This is a genomic window from Variovorax sp. CCNWLW235 (genome assembly GCF_037204085.1).
GTDB lineage: Bacteria > Pseudomonadota > Gammaproteobacteria > Burkholderiales > Burkholderiaceae_C > Variovorax.
In genome coordinates this window covers 94,356-115,832 of record NZ_JBBCBW010000016.1, presented here as the reverse complement: position 1 = coordinate 115,832, position 21,477 = coordinate 94,356, and the positions used below count along the sequence as shown (strand labels likewise).

The window sequence follows — 21,477 nt, the reverse complement described above, 5'->3', positions numbered from 1 at the left end:
GCCGGCCGCTCACTTGCCGCCCACCACCACCGTCACCATGCGCTCGGGCTGCAGCTTGCGCGCAAACGCGGCGCGCACCTCGGCCGCGGTAACGGCGTTCATGCGCGCGGTCCAGGTGTCGAGATAGTCGAGCGGCAGGTCGTGCCACGCAATGTTGGCCACGTTGCCGATGAGCTTGCGGTTGCTGTCCATCAGGAGCGGGAAGCCGCCAATCAGGTTGTCCTTGGCCGCCTTGAGCTCGGCGGCGGTCGGGCCTTCGGCCACGAACTTGGCGAGCACTTCGCGGGATATCTTCACCGCCTCTTCCGCCTGGTCGGGCCGTGTCTGAAAGCCGATGCGGAATGCCCCGGCGTCCAGCCCCGGCGAAAAGCCGCTGTAGACGCTGTAGGCCAGGCCGCGCTTCTCGCGCACTTCGTTGGTGAGCCGTGAAACGAAACCGCCGCCGCCCAGCACGTAGTTGCCGAGCGTGAGCGCGAAGTGATCCGGGTCCTTGCGCGGATAGCCGGGCTGGCCGATGAAGACGTGGGCCTGGGCCGACGCGAACGGAATGCGCTCGTCCTTCGGCGCCGCAAGCGCGGTCACCGGCGCAATGGCCGGCAGCGGCGTGCAGGCCTCGGGGCCGGGCAGCCGCGAGAGCAGCGCGGTGGCCATGGCTTCCGCTTCCGCGCGGGTCACAGCACCGACGATGCTGAGCTTGGCGCGGCACGGCACGATGAGTTGCTGGTAGCGCTGCCGCATGGCCGCGGTGTCGATGCGTGCCAGCGTCGCTTCGGTCACCTCCTGGCCATACGGGTGGCTGCCATAGACGCCCTGCGCAAAGGCGCGACCGGCGATGGTCGCCGGCTTGGTGTTGGCCTCCCTCAGCGATGCATTGATGCGTTCGCGTTCGCGCTGCCACACGTCGTCGGGAAAGGCCGGCTCGCCGATCTCGCGCGAAGCCAGCGCCACCACCTTGGACAGGAGGGCTGGGTCGGACAAAGTGCGCAGCGAGTAGCTGGCGCGATCGGTTCCGGCGCTGGCGTTGAACTCGGCGCCCAGGTCGGCCCAGGCTTCGCCCAGCGCGTTCTCGTCGAGCGCGGGCTCGCCGTTCTTGCCGGCGCGCACGCCTTTCTCGACCATGGTCGCGCTCACGCTGGCCAAGCCGGCCTGCGCCGCCGGGTCGCGCCGGCTGCCGGCGTCGAAATCGATCTGCACGTCGACGATGGGCAGCGCCTGGGTCGACACCAGGTAGATCTTCGCGCCGCTCGCGAGCGTCCAGTGTTCGATGGGGAGTGCAGCCTGCGCGGCGCCTGCCAGGGCGGCAGCGATGGCGAACAGTGCGGGACGGAGGATTTTTTTCATGGCAATCATGGAAGTCCGTCCCTTCAACGCATCTCGCCCGCGGGCGCTGCAAAGCCACGGCCGCGGGGCTTGGCTTCCGGCGGCAGCGGGCGCAAGGTGGCCACCGTGAGCTGGTCGTCTCCGAAGTATTTGGCGGCCACCGCCTGCACCTGGGCCGGGGTCACGGCCTGCAGCTTGGCGATGATGCGGGCGCTGGAGTCGAGCGGCAGCCCCTGCACCCAGTTGCTTCCGAGTTCGCGGGCCTGCGCCATCACCGAGTCGCGCTTGTAGGTTTCGCTGGCCACCCATTGCGTCTTGACGCGCGCGAGTTCGGCCTCGCCCACGCCTTCTTTCGCGATGCGCGCCACCTGGGCCCGCAACGCCGCCTCGACCGCCTCGGCGGTCTTTCCGTGCGCCGGCACGCCCACCAGCGTGAACAGCTGCGGGCCGCGGCCGGCCAAGCCCGAATAGGCGCCAGCGGAATCGGCCACACGATCGGGGCCCTGGGTCAGCGCGCGGTCGAGCCGCGCGCCGGTGTAGCCGTCGAGCACGGCCGACAGCACTTCGAGCGCCCACACATCGCTGTCCGCAGCGTCGATGCTCTCCAACTGCGGAATACGGAACGCGAGCGACACGTAGGCCTGCTCCGCCGGCGCCTTGAATTCGATGCGGCGGATGCCGCGCTGCACGGGCTCTGAGCGCGGCTTGCGCGCGGGCACGGCGCGCGCGGGAATGCTGCCGTAGTACTTCTCGGCCAGCGCGCGCACCTTGGCCACGTCGACGTCGCCGACCACCACCACGGCGGCGTTGGCGGGCACGTACCAGCGCCGGAAGAATTCGCGCGCGTCGTCGGGCGTCATGGCGTCCAGGTCGCTCATCCAGCCGACCACGGGGCGTTGGTAGGGCGAGGCCGTGAACACCGCGGCGCTCTGCTGTTCGCCCAGCAATGCGCGCGGCTGGTCTTCGGTGCGCATGCGGCGCTCTTCCTTGACCACTTCGATCTCGCGCTTGAACTCGTCGTCGGACCACTGGTTGTTGGCAAAGCGGTCCGACTCGAGCTTCATGACCTGCTCAAGGCTGGCCACCGGAATCTGCTGGTAGTAGCCGGTGAAGTCGCGCGAGGTGAACGCGTTTTCCTGGCCGCCCAGGGCCGCCACGCGGCGCGAGAACTCGCCGGGCTTGATGGTCTTGGTGCCCTTGAACATCATGTGCTCGAGCACATGGGCCACGCCCGAGGTGCCGTCGACCTCGTCCACGGAGCCCACACGAACCCAGACCATCTGCACCGCGGTGGGTGCGCGCCTGTCGGGCAGCACCAGCAGCGTCATGCCGTTGGCCAGGGTGAACTGCTGGGGCGCGGGTGCCGCGGCGGCAGCGGCCGGCGAAACGGGAGTGGAAGAACTGGCAGAGGCGGCGGAAGCCGGTGTGGGCTGGGCCAGTACAGGCGCGGCCCACAGCGCGGAAAGCGCCATTGCCAGCACCGCACCAGACGCAGCACGGCGTGGCGAGGGGTGTTTCATAGAATGGGTCGGATTGTAAAAAGCTCCCGATGTTCAGTTTCTTCAAGAAAAAACCACCCGCCGAAGCTCCGGCCGCACCGGCGCCCGCCCCGGCTGCTGAACCGGCACCGGCGCCGGCACCCGAGCCTGCTCCGGCGCGCTCGGTGTTCTCACCGTCGAGCTGGTTCGGCTCCAAGCCTGCCGCGGAGGAGACCGCGCCTGCGCCGGCAATTGCGCCCGAGCCCACGCCCTCCCCCGCGCCTGCACCTGCACCTGCTGCGCCGCCCGCCGTCGCACCTCCTCCTCCCTCGGTGCCCGTCGCCGCTCCACCCGCGGCACCAATGCCTGCACCGGCGCCGGCGCCGGTTCCGGCGCCTGCCCCTGCCGCTGCCCCCGTCGAGCCTCCCGCGCCGCTGCCCGTGCCCGCCGCCGAAACGGCGATGGCCGCCGAGCGCAAGGGCTGGTTCGACAAGCTGAAAACCGGGCTGCGCAAGACCGGCACCGGCATCCAGGCGGTGTTCGTCAACGCGCAGATCGACGAAGCGCTCTACGAAGAGCTCGAATCGGCGCTGCTGATGGCCGACGCCGGCGTGAAGGCGACCGAATTCCTGCTCGACGACCTGCGCGGCCGCGTCAAGCGCCAGATGGCCACCGACGCCACGCAGGTGAAGAAGCTGCTGGCCGACGCCATTGCCGACCTGCTCCGGCCGCTCGAGAAGCCGCTGGTCATCGGCCAGTTCTCGCCGACGGTGATCATGGTGGCCGGCGTCAACGGCGCGGGCAAGACCACATCCATCGGGAAGCTCACCAAGCACCTGGCCAACGAAGGCGCCTCGGTGCTGCTTGCGGCGGCCGACACCTTCCGGGCGGCTGCGCGCGAGCAACTGCTGGTCTGGGCCGACCGCAACACGGTGGAGATCGTGAGCCAGGAAGGCGGCGACCCCTCCGCCGTGAGCTTCGACGCGGTGACGGCCGGCAAGGCGCGCGGCAAGGACGTGGTGCTGGTCGACACCGCGGGCCGGCTGCCGACGCAGCTGCACCTGATGGACGAACTCAAGAAGATCAAGCGCGTGGTCACCAAGGCCGACGCCACGGCGCCGCACGAGGTGCTGCTGGTGATCGACGGCAACACCGGGCAGAACGCCCTGGCGCAGGTCAGGGCTTTCGACGAGACACTGGGCCTTACCGGCCTGGTGGTGACCAAGCTCGACGGCACCGCCAAGGGCGGCGTGCTCTGCGCCATTGCGCGCGAGCGGCCGATTCCGGTCTACTTCATCGGCGTGGGCGAGAAGCTGGAAGACCTCGAGACCTTCAACGCACGCGAGTTCGCGCAGGCGCTGCTGGGCTAAAGGGCCGCCAGCAGCGCCCGCCGCCGCTCAGAAGTCGCTTAAAAGCTGCTCAAAAGCCAAACAGCGACCGGGTATCGCAGAGAAAGCCTGTGCAGTTGGTTGGCCGGATGTAGAGCGTCCTGATCTGGCCGCTTGGCAGCGCGTAGTCGCCCACCAGCGCATTGCCCTTCGCGCCCTCGGCGTTCGCCTGCACGATGTAGTCCGCGCTGTTGGCCGCGGGTTGCAGGTTCTGGTAGCTGAACGTGGCCGACTGCGACAGGTCTTTCTCGTAGAGCAGCCTGATGCCATCCGAAAAGACATAGCCTGTCTTGAACCGGAAACCCCGGGCGCCCTGCGCCTCGAGTTGCGCGAGAAAATCGGCATCGCTGCCGGGCTGGCCCAGCGCCTCGTAGCCATAGGTTGCGCTGCCTTGCGAGTCCTTCTGGTACACCAGCACTGTCGTCCCGCCAACCATGTAGGCCCCGGCGACGCTGAAGAAGCCGTTGCCGCCCTGGGCGTTGGCCTGTGCCAGATAGCCGGCGCTGTCGGCAGGCGCAGTCAGCACGGAATAGGTGTAGGTCGACGAGGAGCTGTTGTCCTTGCGGTAGAGCGCGCGGATCTGCGCGCCGACCATGTACGGCCCGCCCCATTTGAAGCCCCTGGCGCCCTGGGCGCTGAGCTGCGCCTGCAGGTCGCCCACCGAAGCGGTATCGGGCAGCAGTTCGAAGGTGTAGGTGGTCTCGGCATCCTTCACGTAAGCCTCGACGACTTCCGTGCTCGTCGGGCCCGTGGTGAAGGCAAGGCCGCTGAAGAAGCGAAAGGCTCTCGCGCCCTGTGCATTCAGCCGGTCGAGAAACGCCGATGCGTCGGCGGAGGGGGCCAAGGCCTCGTACATGAAAGTGCGCGTGGCGGGAGCCGGTGCCGGAGCGGGCGGCGGTGGAGCGGGGGGTGCGGGTGCGGGCGCCGGTATCACCGGCAGGCCGGCAAAGCCACCGCCGCCGCCATCACCTCCTCCACCGCAGGCCGCCAGAGTTGCGGCGAGTGCCGATATCAATAGTTTCGATTGCATGAAATCACTCCCTGAGAGCATTGATGTGTGAGACCGCGCAAAGGTAAAGCGCGCCCCACCCGCACACCAGTGCCAAAGGTCATGTCGCGCCGGTGGGCGCGAGTTCACTCAGGGTTCGAAACAGCTTGCCGGCGTCGACCGGCTTGAACAGCACGGCCACGCCCGAGGCCCGCACGCGCTGCAAGCGTTCGGGCGCGGTTTCGCCGGTGACCAGCAGTAGCGGCATGTCGGTGCCGCGGCGCCGGCGAAGACGCTGGCCGGCGTCGAGCCCGTCGCTGCCCTCGGCCAGGCGGTAGTCGCACACCAGCAGGTCGAAGGGCCGCGCCTGGCCTTCCGCCCGCGCAAGGGCCTCTTCCGCCCGCGCCTCGTCGGCCACGGCCTCCACCTCGATGGACCAGGAGCGCAGCAGCTCGCTCATGGCCTCCCGGATCTCCGCCTCGTCGTCGACCAGCAGCACGCGTCGGGGCAGTGCCTGGGCGCTTGCGGCGCGCTGCCGGTGAGCCTCGGTGCCTTGCATGCTGGAAGCCGCCAGAGGCGCGGCGGCGGGCAGCACCACGCGGAAGTGGGTGCCCCGCCCCGGGCGCGAATGCACCTGCAGCGGATGGTCCAGCAGGCGCGACAGGCGCTGCACGATCGACAGGCCGATGCCCAGCCCCTGCGACCGGTCCCGGCCCGGGTTGCCGACCTGGTAGAACTCTTCGAAGATGCGGCCGATCTGCTCGGGCGCGATGCCGACGCCGGTGTCGCGCACTTCGATCCACACGGCATCGCCGCGCGCCCGCGCCCTCACCGTCACGCCGCCGCTCACGGTGTACTTGAGTGCGTTGTCGATCAGGTTGGAGAGCATGCGGTGCAGCAGCTGCGGGTCGCTGCGCACCCACAATCCGCTCGCGCGCACGCGCAGCTGCAGCTCCTTCTGTTCGGCCTGCGGCGAAAACATGTGGTTGAGCGGCAGGAACAAGGCGTCGAGCTGCACAGCCCGGATCTCCGGCGTGACCACACCCGCGTCGAGCCGCGAAACATCGAGCATGGTGTCGAGCGAGGTGCCCAGCGCGTTCACCGCGCGCATCAGGCGCTCCGCGTGGGCGCCTTCGGGACGGCCGCGCAATTCGTTTTCCAGCGCGGCGCCGAACAGCGCAATGGCATGCAGCGGCTGCCGCAGGTCATGGCTGGCGCTGGCAAGGAAGCGGGTCTTTTCTTCGCTGGCGCGCTCGGTGGCGGCGATCTGCTCCTCCAGCCGCACGGCCAGTGCTTCCTTTTCGAAGCGCAGGGCCAGCGAATCCGCCAGCAGCTGGTGTTCCTGCACGCCCACGCGCAGCATCAGAACGAGATAGATCGTGGCAAAGGCCGCAAGAAAGAGATGGATGGAATCGCCCTGCCACGCCAGGGCAACGATCAGCCCGCCCATCATCGGCAGCGTGTGGCCGAACAGCGCCGCCTTCAGCGGCCGCAGCGATTGCACCGCGCGGGCGCAGTTGCCCATCATCACCACCATCAGCGCGGCGGTGACGGGCAGGTTGCCGGCCGGCACGAAGATCCACGGCGCGAGCGCATCGGCAAACCCGAGCAGCGTCACGATGCGGGTGATCTTGCGGGCCCACCAGGCGCTTTCCGCCGCCGGCACCGACGGGTTCCAGCGCGGCGTGAAATACATGCCCAGGTACAGCGCCAGGTGCAGCACGACGAACGGCAGCACCATGGGGTCGCCCAGTTGCAGGTACATGAACCCGCCGAGCACCAGAACGAAAACCAGGCGAGCCAGGAACGTCGCCTTGTAGTTGAAGTACACCGAAGCCACGTGCTCGCGCAGCACCCGCTGGCTCAGCGGCGTGTCGGCGGCCATGGGCGGCGGGCTCAACGCAGGCTGCTGATCAATTGCGCACGCGAACGCACGCCGAACAGCAGCAGGATGGTCGATACGTGGTTCTTCACCGTGCCTTCGCTCAGGTTTGCTATCTGGGCAATTTCCTTGTTCGCCTTGCCTTCGAGCACCCACTGCAGCACCTGCATCTGGCGCGGGGTGAGTTCCTGCCAAGCGCTGGCGTGGGCCGTTTCGGCGTAGCTGCCGAGCGCCTTCATGACGGGAGGAGGCGCTATTGGCCCTGCACCAGCGTCGAGCAGGCCGCAGGCGCGGATAAAGCCCACCACCTCTTTCAGATCCGCCGACTTGGGGAGGAACGCGCTCGCACCCAGGGCCACCGCGCCTTGGGCCAGCGACGTGTTGCCCGTGCCAGAAAGCACGACGATGCGGGCCGCCGGGTAGCGCAGGCGAAATTCGGCCAGGCCGCTGAGGCCATGGGTGTCGGGTAGCGCCAGGTCCAGCAGCACCAGGCCGATGGCGTCCCGATGCTCTTCGTAGAGCGCCAGCGCACGAGCCACATTGCCGGCTTCGAATACCTCGATGCTCGCGCCGGAAGACGCGGCCTGTGCCTGCACCAGTGCGCGCACGCCGAGCCGCAGCAGATCGTGGTCGTCCACCACCAGGATGGCAGTGGGCGGGCGGGCGGGGCCGGGTTCCACGGTCGAAGGCGACGAAGGGGATGAAGATTCGAGCGGAAGAGCCACGCAGCCGATCTTAGCGACGCCCCGAGTGCGGAACAGTGCCCTAAGTCATGACCCGCGGTTGCGAAAAGCAGGAAGGTTTTGCTACTTTTTCCATAGCACTTGCCGCGCTTGCCATCGCCTGCCGGCGGAGGCACCATGCAGGTACATCGCCGTACCGAGCGACGCTTTGGAGACAGAAAATGATGCACACCGCCGATGCCCCCGCCGCAGCGGGCGACCGCAAGGTCGACCGGCTGCTTGCCCACTATGGCGAAAGCCACCGCAATCCCACCAACGAGCTGATTCACTTCGTCGCGATCCCGGCCATCATGCTGAGCATCGTCGGCCTGCTGTATGCGCTGCACCCTTGGGTGGCGTACGGCTTCGTGGCGGCGAGCCTCGTCTACTACGCCACCCTGCGTTCGGCGGCCTTCCTGATCACCATGCTGGCCGGAACGGCCCTGGTGCTGGCGGCGGTTCAGGCCATGGGCACCCTTGTGCTGCCGATTTCCGCCGCCATCTTTGTGGTGGCATGGATCTTCCAGTTCATCGGCCACAAGATCGAAGGCAGGAAACCTTCGTTCTTCGAAGACATCCAATACCTCTGGGTGGGGCCGCTGTTCGTACTCTCGAGGCTGTTTTTGCGCCTGGGTATCCGCTGGTAAGCCCCGGGTCGGACGCCGCCTCGGGCCGCACCGCCCTCTTGCCGACAGCTTTGGCTATCGCCCCGATAGAAACTTAGGGGGAACCCTTGGCTTAGCACTCCCTCTAATCGAGTGCTAATATGCCCGATACAAAGGAGTTTCCCCTGATGACCACGCTGTCTGGAGCCTCTGCCAACCAGCTCGCCGTCGCCAATCCATGGTCGATGGTGCCGCCGCTGGGCAACCTGGATGCTTATATTTCGGCCGCCAACCGCCTGCCGATGCTCACGCTCGAAGAAGAGCAGGGCTTCGCACGCCGTTTGCGCGACCACAACGACCTCGAAGCGGCCGGTGCGCTGATCCTCTCGCACCTGCGCCTCGTGGTGTCCATTTCGCGCCAATACCTGGGTTACGGCCTGCCGCACGGCGACCTGATCCAGGAGGGCAACGTCGGCCTCATGAAGGCCGTGAAGCGCTTCGACCCCGACCAGGGCGTGCGGCTGGTGAGCTACGCCATGCACTGGATCAAGGCCGAGATTCACGAGTACATCCTGAAGAACTGGCGCATGGTCAAGGTCGCGACGACCAAGGCCCAGCGCAAGCTGTTCTTCAACCTGCGCTCGATGAAGCAGGGCTTCAAGGCCGATTCGGCCGCGGCCGACAACGGCACGCACCGCGACACGCTGAGCCCCGACGAGGTGTCGCAAATGGCGACCCGGCTCAACGTCAAGCCTGAAGAAGTGCTCGAAATGGAAACCCGCCTGTCGGGCGGCGACGTGCTGCTCGACCCGGGTCCGTCGGACGACGGCGATGAAGCCTTCGGCCCGATCGCCTACCTGGCCGACGCCACGCAGGAACCGACCGCCCTGCTCGAATCGCAGCAGCGCGACCGGCTCTCGAGCGACGGCATTGCCACCGCACTCGAGGCGCTGGACGAGCGCAGCCGCCGCATCGTGGAAGAGCGCTGGCTCAAGGTCAACGACGACGGTTCGGGCGGCATGACGCTGCACGACCTGGCGGCGGTGTACGGCGTGAGCGCCGAGCGCATTCGCCAGATCGAAGTCGCGGCCATGAAGAAGATGAAGAAGGCGCTGGCCGATTACGCGTAAGCCTCGCTCGGCTCTTCGCCTAGAAAAAAAGCCCGGCCATGCCGGGCTTTTTCATTCATTCATGCCTGCTTCGAAAGGGTTCGCAGCGCGCGCTTGGCGATGTACCGGGTTGCCGGCGTGTCCGACTCATCGATCCAGCGCGTGCAAAGCCGGTCGACCCACTCCGGCTGGGTCTTGCTCGCGTCGTTGAGCCAGTTGGCCACCGAGTTCTGCACATAGCGGCTGGTGTCGGCGCGCAGCGGCTCAATGAGCGGCAGCGCGCGCCAGGGCTCGGCCTTGAGCGCCTCGATCTGCGCGCACCACACGCCGCGCGGGCGCGTGAGTTCGCTGGCAAAGCGGCGGATGTTCGGGTCGGCATCGGCCACCCATGGCTGCAGCAGCGCCAGCGACTCGTCGAGCGAGGCAATGACCGCTTCGCGCACCGCCATCCAGGCGATTTCGCGCACGCCGAAGTGCGGATCGGCGGCGAACCGGTGCACCGCCTGCAGCTGCGCCGCCAGTGGCAACCCGGAAAGCGCCACCCACTGCGCGGCCCAGCAGCGCGCCACGTCGCTGGCGTGGGTGGCCAGCCGGTGCGCGACGGCATCGCGCTCGGCATGCAGCGCCGCCAGGTCGTAGAGCGCACGCGCAATGTGGCCGTGCCGCTGCATCGGCTTGAAGGCGCCGAGCATGGCGAGCGTGTCGGCCAGCCGCTCGCTCGCCGGATCCAGGCCGATATGGCCCGCAACGCTGCGCGCAAGCTGCGGCAGCTCCAGCGCCAGGAATTCGTTGAGGTTGACGGTCTCGAGCAAACCGTCGTTCAGCGCGCGCAGCACCTCGGGCGGAATGAGCGCAATGCGGAACGCGCCCTTGCGCGTCTTCAGGTGATCGACCGGCGCGAAGGCAACAACGGCAGCGTCCATCGGCTGGTTGAATGCCCGTTCAGGCCTTGAGCAGCGCCTTCACGTCGGACACCATGGGCGCCACGCCGGTGCCGTAGCGTGCGTAGAGCCGCACGCGGCCCTCGGTGTCGTAGACGAAGCTGGCCGCCGAATGGTCCATCGAGTAGCTGGTCGGGGTCTTGCCCTCGACCTTCTTGTAGTAGACCTTGAAGTCCTTGGCGGTCGCGGCGAGCTGCTCGGGCGTGGGAATCAGCGCGACGAAAGCCGGATCGAACGCGCCCATGTAGGCCTTGAGCACCTCGGGCGTGTCGCGCGCCGGATCAACCGTGACGAACACCACTTGCAGCTTGTCGCCGTCGCTGCCGAGCTGCTGCTTGACCTGGGCCATTTCGGTCATGGTGGTCGGGCACACGTCCGGGCATTGGGCGTAGCCGAAGAACAGCACCACCACCTTTCCCTTGAAGTCGGCCATGGTGCGGACCTTGCCGTCGGCGTCTTTCAGTGAAAAGTCCTTGGCGTAATCCGCGCCGGTGATGTCCACCGCGTTGAAGCTCGGCTTGGGTTCGCTGCAGGCCGAAAGCCCCAGGCCGAGGGTGGCGGCAGCGCCGGCCCATCCCGCACTGCCAACGATCAACCTGAGAGCATTTCGCTTGTTCATGGATACGGACATTTCGATCAGCGGAGATAGTGGTCGACGAGCAATGCCGCGAAGAGCACGCTCAGGTGAATGAGCGAAAACCGGAAGGTCTTGCGCGCCAGCGCGTCGGAGTAATTGCGCCAGAGCGCAAAGGCATAGCCCGTGAAACCGATGCTCACGCCCACCGCCACCGCCAGGTAGAGCCAGCCGCTCATGCCGTAGATGAATGGCATCAGGCAGGCCGCGAAAAGGATGAAGGTGTACAGCAGCACCTGCAGCCGCGTGAACTCGTTGCCGTGCGTCACGGGCAGCATCGGCAGGCCGGCCTTGCGGTAATCCTCGACACGGTAGAGCGCCAGCGCCCAGAAGTGGGGCGGCGTCCACAGGAAGATGATGAGAAAGAGGATCAGCGCCTCGGGGCCCACATCGCCCGTCATCGCTGCCCAGCCCAGCACCGGCGGCATTGCGCCCGAGGCGCCGCCGATCACGATGTTCTGCGGCGTCAGCGGCTTGAGGATGACGGTGTAGATCACCGCGTAGCCGACGAAGGTCGCAAAGGTCAGCCACATGGTGAGCGGGTTGACCTTGAACCACAGCAGCGCCGAGCCGGCCACGCACAGCAGCGCGGAGAACACCAGGGCCTGCAGGTCGCTGAGCTGGCCGCGCGCGGTGGGGCGCCACGCAGTGCGCTTCATCTTGGCGTCGATGCCCTTTTCGACCAGGCAGTTGAACGCCGCCGCCGCACCCGCGACCAGCCAGATGCCCGCGCACGCCAAGAGGGCGCGCTGCACGTCCGGCCATGTCGGCGCACCGGGTACGGCCAACACCATGCCGATGAGGGCGCAGAAAACGATCAGCTGCACCACGCGCGGCTTGGTCAGCGCATAGAACTGGCGCAGCACGTTGGCGGTGCTCGCCTGCTCCACGGAAATCGGCGTGCTCACGCGGTGGCTCCCCTCTGGTTGTCGTGCAGGGCGCCGGGCGCCTTGTCTTTATTGTGTACGGTGGCGGCAGCGGTTCCGCGGCGGCTTTCGCAAATCGCCCAGGTCAGCACCACGGCCAGCGCCGCGGCGCCGCCGGTGTGCAGCACGGCGGCCGCGAGCGGCCAGCCGAGCAGCACGTTGCCCAGGCCCGTGGCAAGCTGGAGCAAGGCCAGGCCCGCGAGCCATCCGGCTTGAGGCCGCAGCGGCTCGATGCGGCGCAGGCGCCACGCGAGCACGCCCAGCGCGGCAAACACCGCGTAGGCCATCAACCGGTGCGCATAGTGAATGGCGGTAAGCGCCGAAAAATCGAGCGGAGCGCCGCTGCCGGTCACGCCAAGGTGGCGCCAGATTTCGAAGCCCTGCGCAAAGTTCATCGGCGGCCACCAACTGCCTTGGCAGGTCGGAAACTGGGTGCAGGCCAGCACGGCGTAGTTGGTGCTGACCCAGCCGCCGAGTGCAATCTGCAGCAGGAGCAATGCAGAAGTGGCAAGCAACCCGTTGCGCATTGCGGGCGATACAGCAGTGGGTAGCCGGTCCGCGGCGGCCTGCCGGTAGCGCACGGCCTGGATGCATAGCAGCACGAGCAGCACCACAGCGCCCAGCAAGTGAAGCGTGACGATGGCGGGAAAGAGCTTCCAGGTTACGGTCAGCGCGCCGAATGCACCCTGCAGGCAGACCCAGACCAGCGTTACCGCCGGCCACCACGCGCTGAGCGTGGCGTGTTCGCCCTCCGCCGGCACGGGCAGGCGGCGCTGGCGCCGCCGCACGACCCAGGTGGCTCCCGCAAGCGTCAGGATGAGCACGCCCACGCCGGTGGCGAGATAGCGGTGGACCATCTCGACCCATGCCTTGCTGTGCGTGACCGGGCCGGTCGGCTGGGCCGACTGCGCCATCGCAATCTCGTGGCGCGCGCCGACCGGGCTCGCGTTGCCGTAGCAGCCGGGCCAGTCAGGACAGCCCAGGCCCGAATCGGTGAGCCGCGTGAAGGCGCCGAAGAGCGTGAGGTCGAAAGTGAGGAACAGCGTGAGCACGGTGAGCGCGTGCAGCCGGCGCGCCGGACCGGCGCCGGCATTGCGGCGCCACACCCACACCAGCGGGCCGAGCGCGATCAGCACGCCGGCCGCCATCAGCCAGGCGATCGGAGTGAGGTCGTAGAGCGAGCCGGTGTCCATGCGTGTCAGCGGCCGGACTCGTCCCAGGAGGCGGAGGCGCGCAGCAGGCGGTCGAGGTCGCGCTTGGCGCGGCTGGCGCCCTTGGCGTCCATGCCGGCCGGAAAACGCATCATCCAGTTGCCCATGGGATCGACCACGTACAGGTGCTCGGCCAGGAAATGGCCTTGGACGGGCGCAAACCACTGGGCAAGCTGCTCGGCCGGCACGCGCAGCACGGTGGCGCCGCGCAGGCCGTTCTCCAGGCGCGCGGGCACGGGTGCCGCGTCGCTCACGAGCCAGACGCGGTCGAGCCGGTCTTTCTCGCGGCCCAGGCTTTCGCGCAGCTGGCGCTGCAGATAGAGCTGTTGCTCGCAGAGCGCATTGCAGGCCGCGTCGGCCACCGCAACCAGCAGCCACTGCCCCTTGAGCGTGGCAACGTCGACCGGCGCGCCATTGCGGTCGGTGGCGGTGAGCGCCGGCAGCACGCGCTGCGGATCGATGAGCTCGCCGTAGACGCTGCGGCCCTCGGGCCGGATCACGTAGTAGGTGAAGTAAGACGCGATGACGGGGGCCGCGCACATCAGCATCACGGCAATCATCTTCCAGCGCCCGACGACCGTGCGGCGGCCTTCGGCGCCGTCGAGCGCCTGGTTGGGCGACGGCATCGAGTGCACCGTCAGGCCCAGGGGTTCGTCAGAGGCTGCTTGCATCGTGTGTGCGGCGCCTGGAGCGGCGGAAGGGGGCAATGAATTGGAACCAGACATAGAGGATGACCACGAGGGCTGAGAGCCCGAACCACTGGAATGCATAGCCGTAGTGCTTCTCCAGACCCAGGGCGGGGGCCGGCCAGTCGCGCTGCAACCCCTCGGAAGCGGGGCCGACCTGCTGCAGCGACACATCGGTGCGCAGCGGCAGCTTGGTTTCGGCGCGGAACGCTTCCAGGTCGAGATTCTGCCGGATGGGCGAAGACCTCTCGCCTTCCGGTGCCGAGGCGGCCGCGGCCGGCTTGCCGAGTTCAAACAGGTGGCCGGGCGGAGGCTCGATCAGCCCGGTGACTTCGACGATGCCGACCGGCGTCTCGACCGCGCCCAGTTGCTTGCGGTCATTGAAATTGCGCTGCACCCAGCCGCGCTGCACCATCACGGCCTGGTCGCTGCCTTCCAGGGCGAACGGGGTCAGCACGTAGAAACCGGGCACGCCGTGCATCTGCCGGTTGTCCAGGTAGACCGTCTGCGGCGTCAGCCAGAGGCCGCGCAGCCGCACGGGCCGATGCAGCGCGCCGGCGGGTGCCTCCAGCGCGAGAAATTCGGCCTGGTCGAGCGGCGGCTTCTGCTTCTGGGCCTCGATCTCGGCCTGCAGCGCCTCCTTCTGGGCGGCGCGCGAAAGCTGCCAGCGGCCGAGCGACACCGTGGCGGCCAAGGTCAGCACGGCGGCCAGCGTGACCAGCACGAAGCGGCCTCGCCTCGGCGCCCTGGCGGCGGGTTGCAGGGGTTCCGGCGTCACTGGAAGGGACGAGGCGCGCGGCCGATAATCGGGGTCATGAAATACTTCGTCGCCCTGGCATTCGTGGGCATCTTCGCGAGCCTTGCCTTCGCGCTCTTCTACATGCTGAAAGACGGGCGCAACGGGCGCGCCAAAAGCGGCGGCATGGCGCGCGCGCTCACCTTTCGGATCGGCATCTCCGTGGTTTTGTTCCTCTGCATGCTGCTCGCCTGGAAATTCGGGTACATCCAGCCCACCGGGCTCCCGCTCGGCAAGTAGATGGTGCTCGTTCCACGAGAACCATGAAAAAGGCGCCTTTCGGCGCCTTTTTGTTTGTATGCCGCGGGTTTCGCTCAAAGCCAGTAGACCAGCACGTAAAGGCCAAGCCACACCACGTCGACGAAGTGCCAGTACCAGGCCGCGCCTTCGAAGCCGAAATGGCGCTCCGGCGTGAAGTGGCCCTTTTGCAGGCGCAGCGTAATGAACAGCAGCATCAGCATGCCGATGAACACGTGCAGGCCGTGGAAGCCGGTCAGCATGAAGAAGGTCGAGCCGTAGGCACCCGAGCTGAGCTTGAGGTTCAGGTCGGTGTACAGGTGGAAGTATTCGTAGCCCTGAACACCCAGGAAGACCACGCCGAGCAGCACGGTGAGCCACATGAAGCGGATGCACTGGGCGCGATGGTCGGCGCGCAGCGCATGGTGCGCAATGGTGAGCGTGACGCCCGAGCTCAGCAGGAGCGCGGTGTTGATCGTGGGCAGCCAGAACGGGCCGACGGTCTGGAAGGGCTCGACGATGTCGGCCGGCGAACCGGTTGCGCCGGCGGCAATGCTGGGCCACACGGCCTTGAAGTCGGGCCAGAGCAGCGCGTTGTCGAGGCTGCCGAGCGCCGGCAGCGCATGGGTGCGGGCCCACCACAGCGCGGTGAAGAAGGCGCCGAAGAACATGACTTCGGAGAAGATGAACCAGCTCATGCTCCAGCGGTACGAGAGATCGATCTTGTGGCCGTACTGGCCGCTCTCGCTCTCGCCGATGGCAGCGCGGAACCACACGAACAACGTGGCAAGCCACACGACCATGCCGAGCAGCAGCGACCAAGCGCCCCACTGGTGGCCGTTGATCCACTGGCCGGCGCCAAGAATCACGAAGAACAGGCCGATCGAGGCCATGACCGGGTAGGCCGATGGCCCGGGCACAAAGTAGTAGGGCGTGGTGCCGTGGGTGGTTGAACTCATATCAGCTCCTGGCTTTCTTTCTTCTCTCGATTCGATTCGATGGGGTCTGGATGTCGTGGGCCCAGCGGCGTGTGCTCAGGGCGCAACCACGTAGCGCACCAGCAGCACCAGGCCGACGATGAAAACAATGACGGCGGCAAACGCCACCGCGATGATGTGCAGCGGGTTCAGCTTGGCCAGGTCGTCCTGGTAGGCGCTTTTCTTTCGCACCCCGAAGAACGACCAGCAGACGGCCTTCACCGTGTCCCACAGCGTGGCCTTGCGCGGCGGCGAATTCCGGTCGACGGTCACGAGCGGGGCTCATGGGCGGCTTTGGAAACAGCGGCGACCGGGGCCGGCGGCGTCTTGCCGCCGACTTCGAAGAAGGTGTACGACAGCGTGATCGTCTTCACGTCCTTGGAGATCTTCGGATCGATCACGAACGCGACCGGCCATTCCTTCTTCTCGCCGGGGTCGAGGGTGTACTGGTTGAAGCAGAAACACTCGAGCTTGTTGAAGTACGGCGCGGCCTGTTGCGGCGCATAGCTCGGGATGGCCTGCGCCGCCATGCGGCGGTTCTGCACGTTCTGGAACTCGTACACCACGGTGTTGAGCTGGCCGGGGTGCACCTGCATCGTCCGCGCGGCGGGCTTGAAGTCCCAGAGGCCGCCGCGAACGTTGGAGTCGAACTCGACCGTGATGGTGCGGGTGGTGTCGACCTGGGAGTTGTCGGGCACGCGCACGTTCTTGCCGCCGCTGGCGCCGCCCGGCACTTCGAGTTCGTTGAGCGCGAGGATGTTGATGCCGGTCATTTCGCAGATGGCGCGGTAGAGCGGCACCAGCGCATAGCCGAACGCGAACATGCCGCAGGCCACCACGGCCAGCTTGCCGACCATGCGGACATTGGCGCGCTTGATGCGTTGACCGAGGCTCATGCGTACGGCTCCGTTCGCTTCAGCGTCCGCTGAACCAGATCATGCGGACCAGGAATCCGAGAAAGAACATCACGGCGATGGAGGCCAGCGTGAGCCCCATGCGTCGGTTGTTCTTTCTTTGTTCGGGCGTGGTCATTGTCGTCATGCGGGCGGATGGCCGTGCAGCGTTCAGCCGATCACCTTGGTGGCGGTCGCGTCGAGCTTGGGCGGGTTCTCGAAGGTGTGGAAAGGCGCCGGCGACGGCACTTCCCACTCGAGGCCTTCTGCGGCTTCCCATGGCTTTTGCGGCGCCTTCTCACCCTTGCCGAGCATGGTCGGCAGCACGATGAAGAAGAAGAAATAAACCTGTGCAAGACCGAAGCCGAAGGCGCCGATGGACGCCACCGCGTTGAAGTCGGCAAACTGCATCGGGTAGTCGGCATAGCGGCGCGGCATGCCAGCCAGGCCCAGGAAGTGCATCGGGAAGAAGGTGATGTTGAACGAGATCAGCGACCACCAGAAGTGGATCTTGCCGCGCGTTTCGTCGTACATCACGCCGGTCCACTTGGGCGCCCAGTAGTAGTAGCCCGCGAACATGGCATATAGCGAGCCGGCCACCAGCACGTAGTGGAAGTGGGCCACCACGTAGTAGGTGTCCTGCAGCTGGATGTCGATCGGGGCGATGGCCAGGATGAGGCCGGTAAAGCCGCCCATCGTGAACACGAAGATGAAGCCCACGGCAAACAGCATGGGCGTCTCGAAGGTCATCGAGCCCTGCCACATGGTGGCAATCCAATTGAAGATCTTCACGGCCGTCGGCACGGCGATCAGCATGGTCGCGTACATGAAGAACAGCTGGCCCGTGACCGGCATGCCGGTCGTGAACATGTGGTGCGCCCAGACGATGAACGACAGGATTGCGATCGACGAGGTGGCGTACACCATCGAGGCGTAGCCGAACAGCTTCTTGCGCGAGAACGCCGGCACGATCTGGCTGATGATGCCGAAGGCCGGCAAGATCATGATGTAGACCTCGGGGTGGCCGAAGAACCAGAAGATGTGCTGGTACATCACCGGGTCGCCGCCGCCGGCGGGGTTGAAGAAGCTGGTGCCGAAGTGGCGGTCGGTCAGCGTCATGGTGATGGCGCCTGCGAGCACGGGCATCACGGCAATCAGCAGGTAGGCGGTGATGAGCCAGGTCCAGCAGAACATCGGCATCTTCATCAGCGTCATGCCGGGGGCGCGCATGTTCAGGATGGTGACGATGATGTTGATCGAGCCCATGATCGACGAGGCGCCCATGATGTGCATCGCGAAGATGCCGGCGTCCATCGAGGGGCCCATCTGCAGCGTGAGCGGAGCGTAGAGCGTCCAGCCGGCAGCGGGTGCGCCGCCGGGCATGAAGAACGAACCCACGAGCATCAGCGCGGCGGGAATCAGCAACCAGAAGCTGAAGTTGTTCATGCGCGCGAAGGCCATGTCGGATGCGCCGATCTGCAGCGGGATCATCCAGTTCGCAAAGCCCACGAACGCCGGCATGATGGCGCCGAACACCATGATCAGCCCGTGCATGGTGGTGAACTGGTTGAACAGCTCGGGGTTCACCAGTTGCAGGCCGGGCTGGAACAGCTCGGCGCGGATCAGCAGCGCGAGCACGCCGCCCACCATCAGCATCGTGAAGCTGAACAGCAGATAGAGCGTGCCGATGTCCTTGTGGTTGGTGGCGAACACCCAGCGGCGCCAGCCGGTGGGCGCTGCGTGGTGCTCGTCGTGATCGTGTGCGTGGCCGTCGTGGGCGTGACCGTGGGGGTCGAGGACTGCACTCATTTCATTGTTCCTTGCAATTTCTTCGTCGCGGGGCGCTTAGGCTCGATCTTCGCGATCACTTGCCGCGCAGGGCCAGAACTTCGGCCGGCTGCACCAACTGGCCCGTCTTGTTCGACCAGCTGTTCTTGGTATAGGTGGCAACGGCGGCCAGGTCGGTGTCGCTCAGCTGCTTCCAGGACGGCATCGCGCCGTTGTTCTGGCCGTTGAGCAGCACCAGCAGCTGCACCTTGTGGTCGGCGTCGACCACCTTGGGGCTTGCGTCGAGCGCCTTGATCGGACCGGCGCCCTTGCCGTTGGCCTGGTGGCAGGCCGCGCAGTTGGCGGCGTAGACCTTCTCGCCGCGAGCCATCAGGTCGGGCAGCGTCCAGACCTTGCTCGGGTCGTCGAGCTTGGCGGCGGCTTCCTTGCGCTTGGTGTCGACCCACGCCGTGTAGTCGGCGGCCGAAACCACCTTCACGTGGATCGGCATGTAGGCGTGTTCCTTGCCGCAGAGTTCCTGGCACTGGCCGTAGTAGTCGCCCACGGTTTCGGCGCGGAACCAGGTGTCGCGCACGAAGCCCGGAATCGCGTCCTGCTTGATGCCCAGTTGGGGCACGGCAAACGCGTGGATCACGTCGTTGGCGGTGGTGATGATGCGAACCTTCTTCTGCACCGGCACGACCAGCGGGTTGTCGACCTTGAAGAGGTAGTCGTCGGGCATCTGGCCCTTGGCGCCGGCGTCGGACATGGCACGCTGCGAACTGTCGAGCGTGGAGATGAAGGCCAGGCCCTCGCCTTCGCCCGTCAGGTAGTCGTAGCCCCACTTCCACTGGTAGCCGGTGGTCTTGATGGTGAGGTCGGCGTTGGTGGTGTCCTTCTGGGCCACCAGCACCTTGGTGGCGGGCAGCGCCATCACGATCACGATGATGAAGGGCACGATGGTCCAGATGACCTCGACCACCACCGACTCATGGAAGTTGGCTGCCTTGTGGCCGACCGACTTGCGGTGCTTCCAGATCGAATAGAACATGACCGCGAACACGGCGACGAAGATGACCGTGCACAGGATCATCATCACCGTGTGCAGGAAATGCTGTTCCTGCGCAATCTTGGTAACGCCAAGCGGAAGATTCAGCTGGCGCACCGACGGGCCGCCGGGCAGATCGTTGACTGCGTGCGCCGCGCCGCTGAAAGCCGCGCCGGCCGCCAGCAACAGATTCGCCGGCCTGTACTTATTGCGCCAAATGCTCTTCATCGTGTTCACGTTTCTCAATTTTTTCAACAAACCCAACCGTGCAGCGCCGCGCGAGCCGTTCAGGCGCCACGCAACGCCATGCGAATCTCGCGCGCCAGTGCGGCTCGCAACTCCGGGCGTACATAGCGCCCCACCCTGACCGATCGACCCTGACCCGAGACCTCGATCAGCGAGCGATCGCCGGCCTGCGGTTCGATCCGCACCTGGTGCGGCAGAAATTCCGTGCGCTCGTAGTCTCCACCGTTCTCGAGCTCCACCACCAGCCGTCCGCCCTGCAACACGATCTTTTCTCCGTCGGTCGCGTGCCGCGCGTACAGCATGAATACAAATCCCACCGCCGCCAGTTCGAGCCAGGCAAAGGGCAGCACCAGCGGCGCCCCGAGCAGCCAGAACACCGTACCGATACCGAGCGACACCACGCACAGCGAGGCGTAGAGCCAGCCCAGCTGGCTCGGCGTCACCGAGCAATTGCGCTTCAGGAACCAGTGGATGTTCTGGCCTGAAACGGTGGCAAAACGAAACACGGAATTCGACACGGGCGAGTTCAGCAAATCGGTGCGTCGACGCCGGCCAACCCCTTGTCTCCACAGGATCGGACAGACCTCGTTCGCGGAACAACACCCGCGAGTTTCACGCAACGGCGGATTGTAGCGGGTAGACACAGGTGCCCGCCCGCAAGATGCGCAGCTTGACGGGCCCGCCGTTCAGGCGCCGGGCCGGCCGCGCTGCAGCATCGAGCGCATCTCGCGCAGCGACACCGCGCTCTCGGCCGAAAGCGCCACGCGCGGCGCCGGCTTGAAGGCGTGGCCATAGATGACTTCGAAGGTCAGCGCAATTCGCCCGCCGCCCTCTTCCGCCGGCGCCAGCTCGGGCAGCGCCTGTTTCAGCGACCGGTGCCACGCCTTGCCGCGCAGCGCCGGAAAGCGCGCCGGATGCAGGTTGCGCCCGAGCGTGCGCAGCTCGGCAAGCGCCGCCTCGGGCGTGGCCCAGGTAAGCACGATGCGTTCCATGTCCATCACCGGCTCGGCAAAGCCGGCATGCACCAGCATGTCGCCCCAGTCGTGCATGTCGGTGTATTCGTGGCCCGCCGCCGGCCAGCCAAGCCGCGCATGCAGGGCCCGCAGTTCACGGACCGTGTCGGGGCCCAGGCACGAGAACATCAGGAAGCCGTCGGTCGCCACCAGCCGGTGCCATTGCGCGATGAGCGCCTCGGGGTCGGCCGCCATGTGCAGCGACATGTTGGCCCAGAGCAGATCGACCCCGTCTTCCGGCGGCGCATCGAAGCGCGCCTTGCCGCCCTGCCAGCGGCGCGCGCTCCACCAGGGTGATGCCAGCGCTTGGCTGGTTGCAGCGGCAAGGGCCGGTTCGGTTTCGATCACGAAGCAGGCGGCTTCGCGGTAGCGCCGGGCGACGAGTTCGTGCGCCTCGAGCCCGCCGCGCAGGGGCGACCAGTCGGCCCAGGTGCGCGGCTGCGCCTTGATCCATTGCAGCCGGTCTTCCATGCGGCGGCCGATTTCCTCATGCAGCCAGGGGGAGCCGTCGGCAGGCGCGAGCCGCCTCCAGCGTGCGGCCGCCGTGGGATCGATGGTCGGCGGTCTTCTTGCGGGGTCGGTGGCCATGGGGCCGTGAGTATATTGAGGC

23 protein-coding genes are annotated in these 21,477 nt (G+C 66.8%); 4 read left to right on the top strand and 19 right to left on the bottom strand.

The window, feature by feature from the left end; genetic code table 11:
- Positions 1-9 precede the first annotated feature (9 nt).
- Entirely contained in the window at positions 10-1,350 is a 1,341-nt protein-coding gene (locus V9L21_RS18150) for a M16 family metallopeptidase (RefSeq protein ID WP_337314218.1), read from the bottom strand.
- 14 nt (positions 1,351-1,364) lie between these two features.
- Positions 1,365-2,792, bottom strand: a complete 1,428-nt coding sequence (locus V9L21_RS18145; RefSeq protein WP_443305140.1) for a M16 family metallopeptidase — start codon at positions 2,790-2,792, stop codon at positions 1,365-1,367.
- A gap of 77 nt (positions 2,793-2,869) precedes the next feature.
- On the opposite strand from V9L21_RS18145, the gene ftsY reads away from it, so the two are divergent.
- Entirely contained in the window at positions 2,870-4,168 is a 1,299-nt protein-coding gene (gene ftsY / locus V9L21_RS18140; protein ID WP_337314214.1) for a signal recognition particle-docking protein FtsY, read from the top strand.
- Between the two features lie 49 nt (positions 4,169-4,217).
- Here ftsY and V9L21_RS18135 read toward each other — a convergent pair whose 3' ends face one another.
- From V9L21_RS18135 to V9L21_RS18125, 3 genes are all read right to left on the bottom strand, one after another.
- Positions 4,218-5,216 (bottom strand): hypothetical protein, encoded by a 999-nt coding sequence (locus tag V9L21_RS18135; RefSeq protein WP_337314212.1) that lies wholly within the window; start codon positions 5,214-5,216, stop codon positions 4,218-4,220.
- Positions 5,217-5,295: 79 nt separating this feature from the next.
- On the bottom strand, positions 5,296-7,059 hold the full coding sequence (locus V9L21_RS18130) for an ATP-binding response regulator (protein WP_337314210.1): 1,764 nt from the start codon (positions 7,057-7,059) through the stop codon (positions 5,296-5,298).
- A gap of 11 nt (positions 7,060-7,070) precedes the next feature.
- Positions 7,071-7,781 (bottom strand): response regulator transcription factor, encoded by a 711-nt coding sequence (locus tag V9L21_RS18125; protein WP_337314208.1) that lies wholly within the window; start codon positions 7,779-7,781, stop codon positions 7,071-7,073.
- Between the two features lie 179 nt (positions 7,782-7,960).
- Between V9L21_RS18125 and V9L21_RS18120 the strand changes: the two genes are divergently transcribed.
- Together V9L21_RS18120 and rpoH are read left to right on the top strand one after the other, a co-directional pair.
- On the top strand, positions 7,961-8,425 hold the full coding sequence (locus V9L21_RS18120) for an Mpo1 family 2-hydroxy fatty acid dioxygenase (protein ID WP_337314206.1): 465 nt from the start codon (positions 7,961-7,963) through the stop codon (positions 8,423-8,425).
- A gap of 146 nt (positions 8,426-8,571) precedes the next feature.
- Positions 8,572-9,513: an RNA polymerase sigma factor RpoH gene (gene rpoH, locus V9L21_RS18115; RefSeq protein ID WP_018906715.1), complete on the top strand. Its 942-nt coding sequence runs from the start codon at positions 8,572-8,574 to the stop codon at positions 9,511-9,513.
- Between the two features lie 59 nt (positions 9,514-9,572).
- Here rpoH and V9L21_RS18110 read toward each other — a convergent pair whose 3' ends face one another.
- Genes V9L21_RS18110 through V9L21_RS18085 form a run of 6 tightly spaced genes read right to left on the bottom strand, consistent with a single transcriptional unit; the run spans position 9,573 to position 14,668 of the window.
- A complete protein-coding gene (locus tag V9L21_RS18110; protein WP_337314202.1) occupies positions 9,573-10,415 on the bottom strand; it encodes a DNA alkylation repair protein in 843 nt (280 codons plus the stop codon).
- Between the two features lie 19 nt (positions 10,416-10,434).
- Entirely contained in the window at positions 10,435-11,052 is a 618-nt protein-coding gene (locus V9L21_RS18105; RefSeq protein WP_337314200.1) for an SCO family protein, read from the bottom strand.
- 17 nt (positions 11,053-11,069) lie between these two features.
- Positions 11,070-11,975: a heme o synthase gene (cyoE, locus tag V9L21_RS18100; protein ID WP_337314198.1), complete on the bottom strand. Its 906-nt coding sequence runs from the start codon at positions 11,973-11,975 to the stop codon at positions 11,070-11,072.
- A complete protein-coding gene (locus V9L21_RS18095) occupies positions 11,972-13,186 on the bottom strand; it encodes a COX15/CtaA family protein (RefSeq protein WP_337314197.1) in 1,215 nt (404 codons plus the stop codon). Before V9L21_RS18095 ends, cyoE begins: the two co-directional genes overlap by 4 nt.
- Before the next feature lie 5 nt (positions 13,187-13,191).
- Positions 13,192-13,875, bottom strand: coding sequence for an SCO family protein (locus V9L21_RS18090; RefSeq protein ID WP_337314195.1), 684 nt, complete (start codon positions 13,873-13,875; stop codon positions 13,192-13,194).
- On the bottom strand, positions 13,859-14,668 hold the full coding sequence (locus V9L21_RS18085) for an SURF1 family protein (protein ID WP_337314193.1): 810 nt from the start codon (positions 14,666-14,668) through the stop codon (positions 13,859-13,861). The genes V9L21_RS18090 and V9L21_RS18085 overlap by 17 nt, the downstream gene beginning before the upstream one ends.
- A gap of 36 nt (positions 14,669-14,704) precedes the next feature.
- Here V9L21_RS18085 and V9L21_RS18080 point away from each other — a divergent pair, with 36 nt between their 5' ends.
- Positions 14,705-14,926 (top strand): twin transmembrane helix small protein, encoded by a 222-nt coding sequence (locus tag V9L21_RS18080; protein ID WP_165442114.1) that lies wholly within the window; start codon positions 14,705-14,707, stop codon positions 14,924-14,926.
- 74 nt (positions 14,927-15,000) lie between these two features.
- On the opposite strand, the gene V9L21_RS18075 is transcribed toward V9L21_RS18080, so the two are convergent.
- From V9L21_RS18075 to V9L21_RS18040, 8 genes are all read right to left on the bottom strand, one after another.
- Positions 15,001-15,882: a cytochrome c oxidase subunit 3 gene (locus V9L21_RS18075; RefSeq protein ID WP_126747068.1), complete on the bottom strand. Its 882-nt coding sequence runs from the start codon at positions 15,880-15,882 to the stop codon at positions 15,001-15,003.
- 75 nt (positions 15,883-15,957) lie between these two features.
- Positions 15,958-16,173, bottom strand: coding sequence for a DUF2970 domain-containing protein (locus V9L21_RS18070; RefSeq protein WP_337314190.1), 216 nt, complete (start codon positions 16,171-16,173; stop codon positions 15,958-15,960).
- The gene (locus V9L21_RS18065; RefSeq protein WP_337314188.1) at positions 16,170-16,796 is read right to left on the bottom strand and encodes a cytochrome c oxidase assembly protein; all 627 of its coding nucleotides are present in this window, start codon (positions 16,794-16,796) and stop codon (positions 16,170-16,172) included. The genes V9L21_RS18070 and V9L21_RS18065 overlap by 4 nt, the downstream gene beginning before the upstream one ends.
- Positions 16,797-16,815: 19 nt before the next feature.
- Entirely contained in the window at positions 16,816-16,941 is a 126-nt protein-coding gene (locus V9L21_RS18060) for a cytochrome oxidase small assembly protein (RefSeq protein ID WP_431769288.1), read from the bottom strand.
- A gap of 23 nt (positions 16,942-16,964) precedes the next feature.
- Positions 16,965-18,602, bottom strand: a complete 1,638-nt coding sequence (ctaD, locus tag V9L21_RS18055; RefSeq protein ID WP_337314186.1) for a cytochrome c oxidase subunit I — start codon at positions 18,600-18,602, stop codon at positions 16,965-16,967.
- A 55-nt stretch (positions 18,603-18,657) separates the two neighbouring features.
- Entirely contained in the window at positions 18,658-19,836 is a 1,179-nt protein-coding gene (coxB, locus tag V9L21_RS18050; RefSeq protein WP_337314184.1) for a cytochrome c oxidase subunit II, read from the bottom strand.
- Between the two features lie 59 nt (positions 19,837-19,895).
- Positions 19,896-20,372, bottom strand: coding sequence for a DUF2244 domain-containing protein (locus V9L21_RS18045; protein ID WP_337314182.1), 477 nt, complete (start codon positions 20,370-20,372; stop codon positions 19,896-19,898).
- Positions 20,373-20,540: 168 nt separating this feature from the next.
- Complete coding sequence (locus V9L21_RS18040; RefSeq protein ID WP_337314180.1) at positions 20,541-21,455, bottom strand: biotin synthase; 915 nt, start codon at positions 21,453-21,455, stop codon at positions 20,541-20,543.
- Positions 21,456-21,477: the final 22 nt, after the last annotated feature.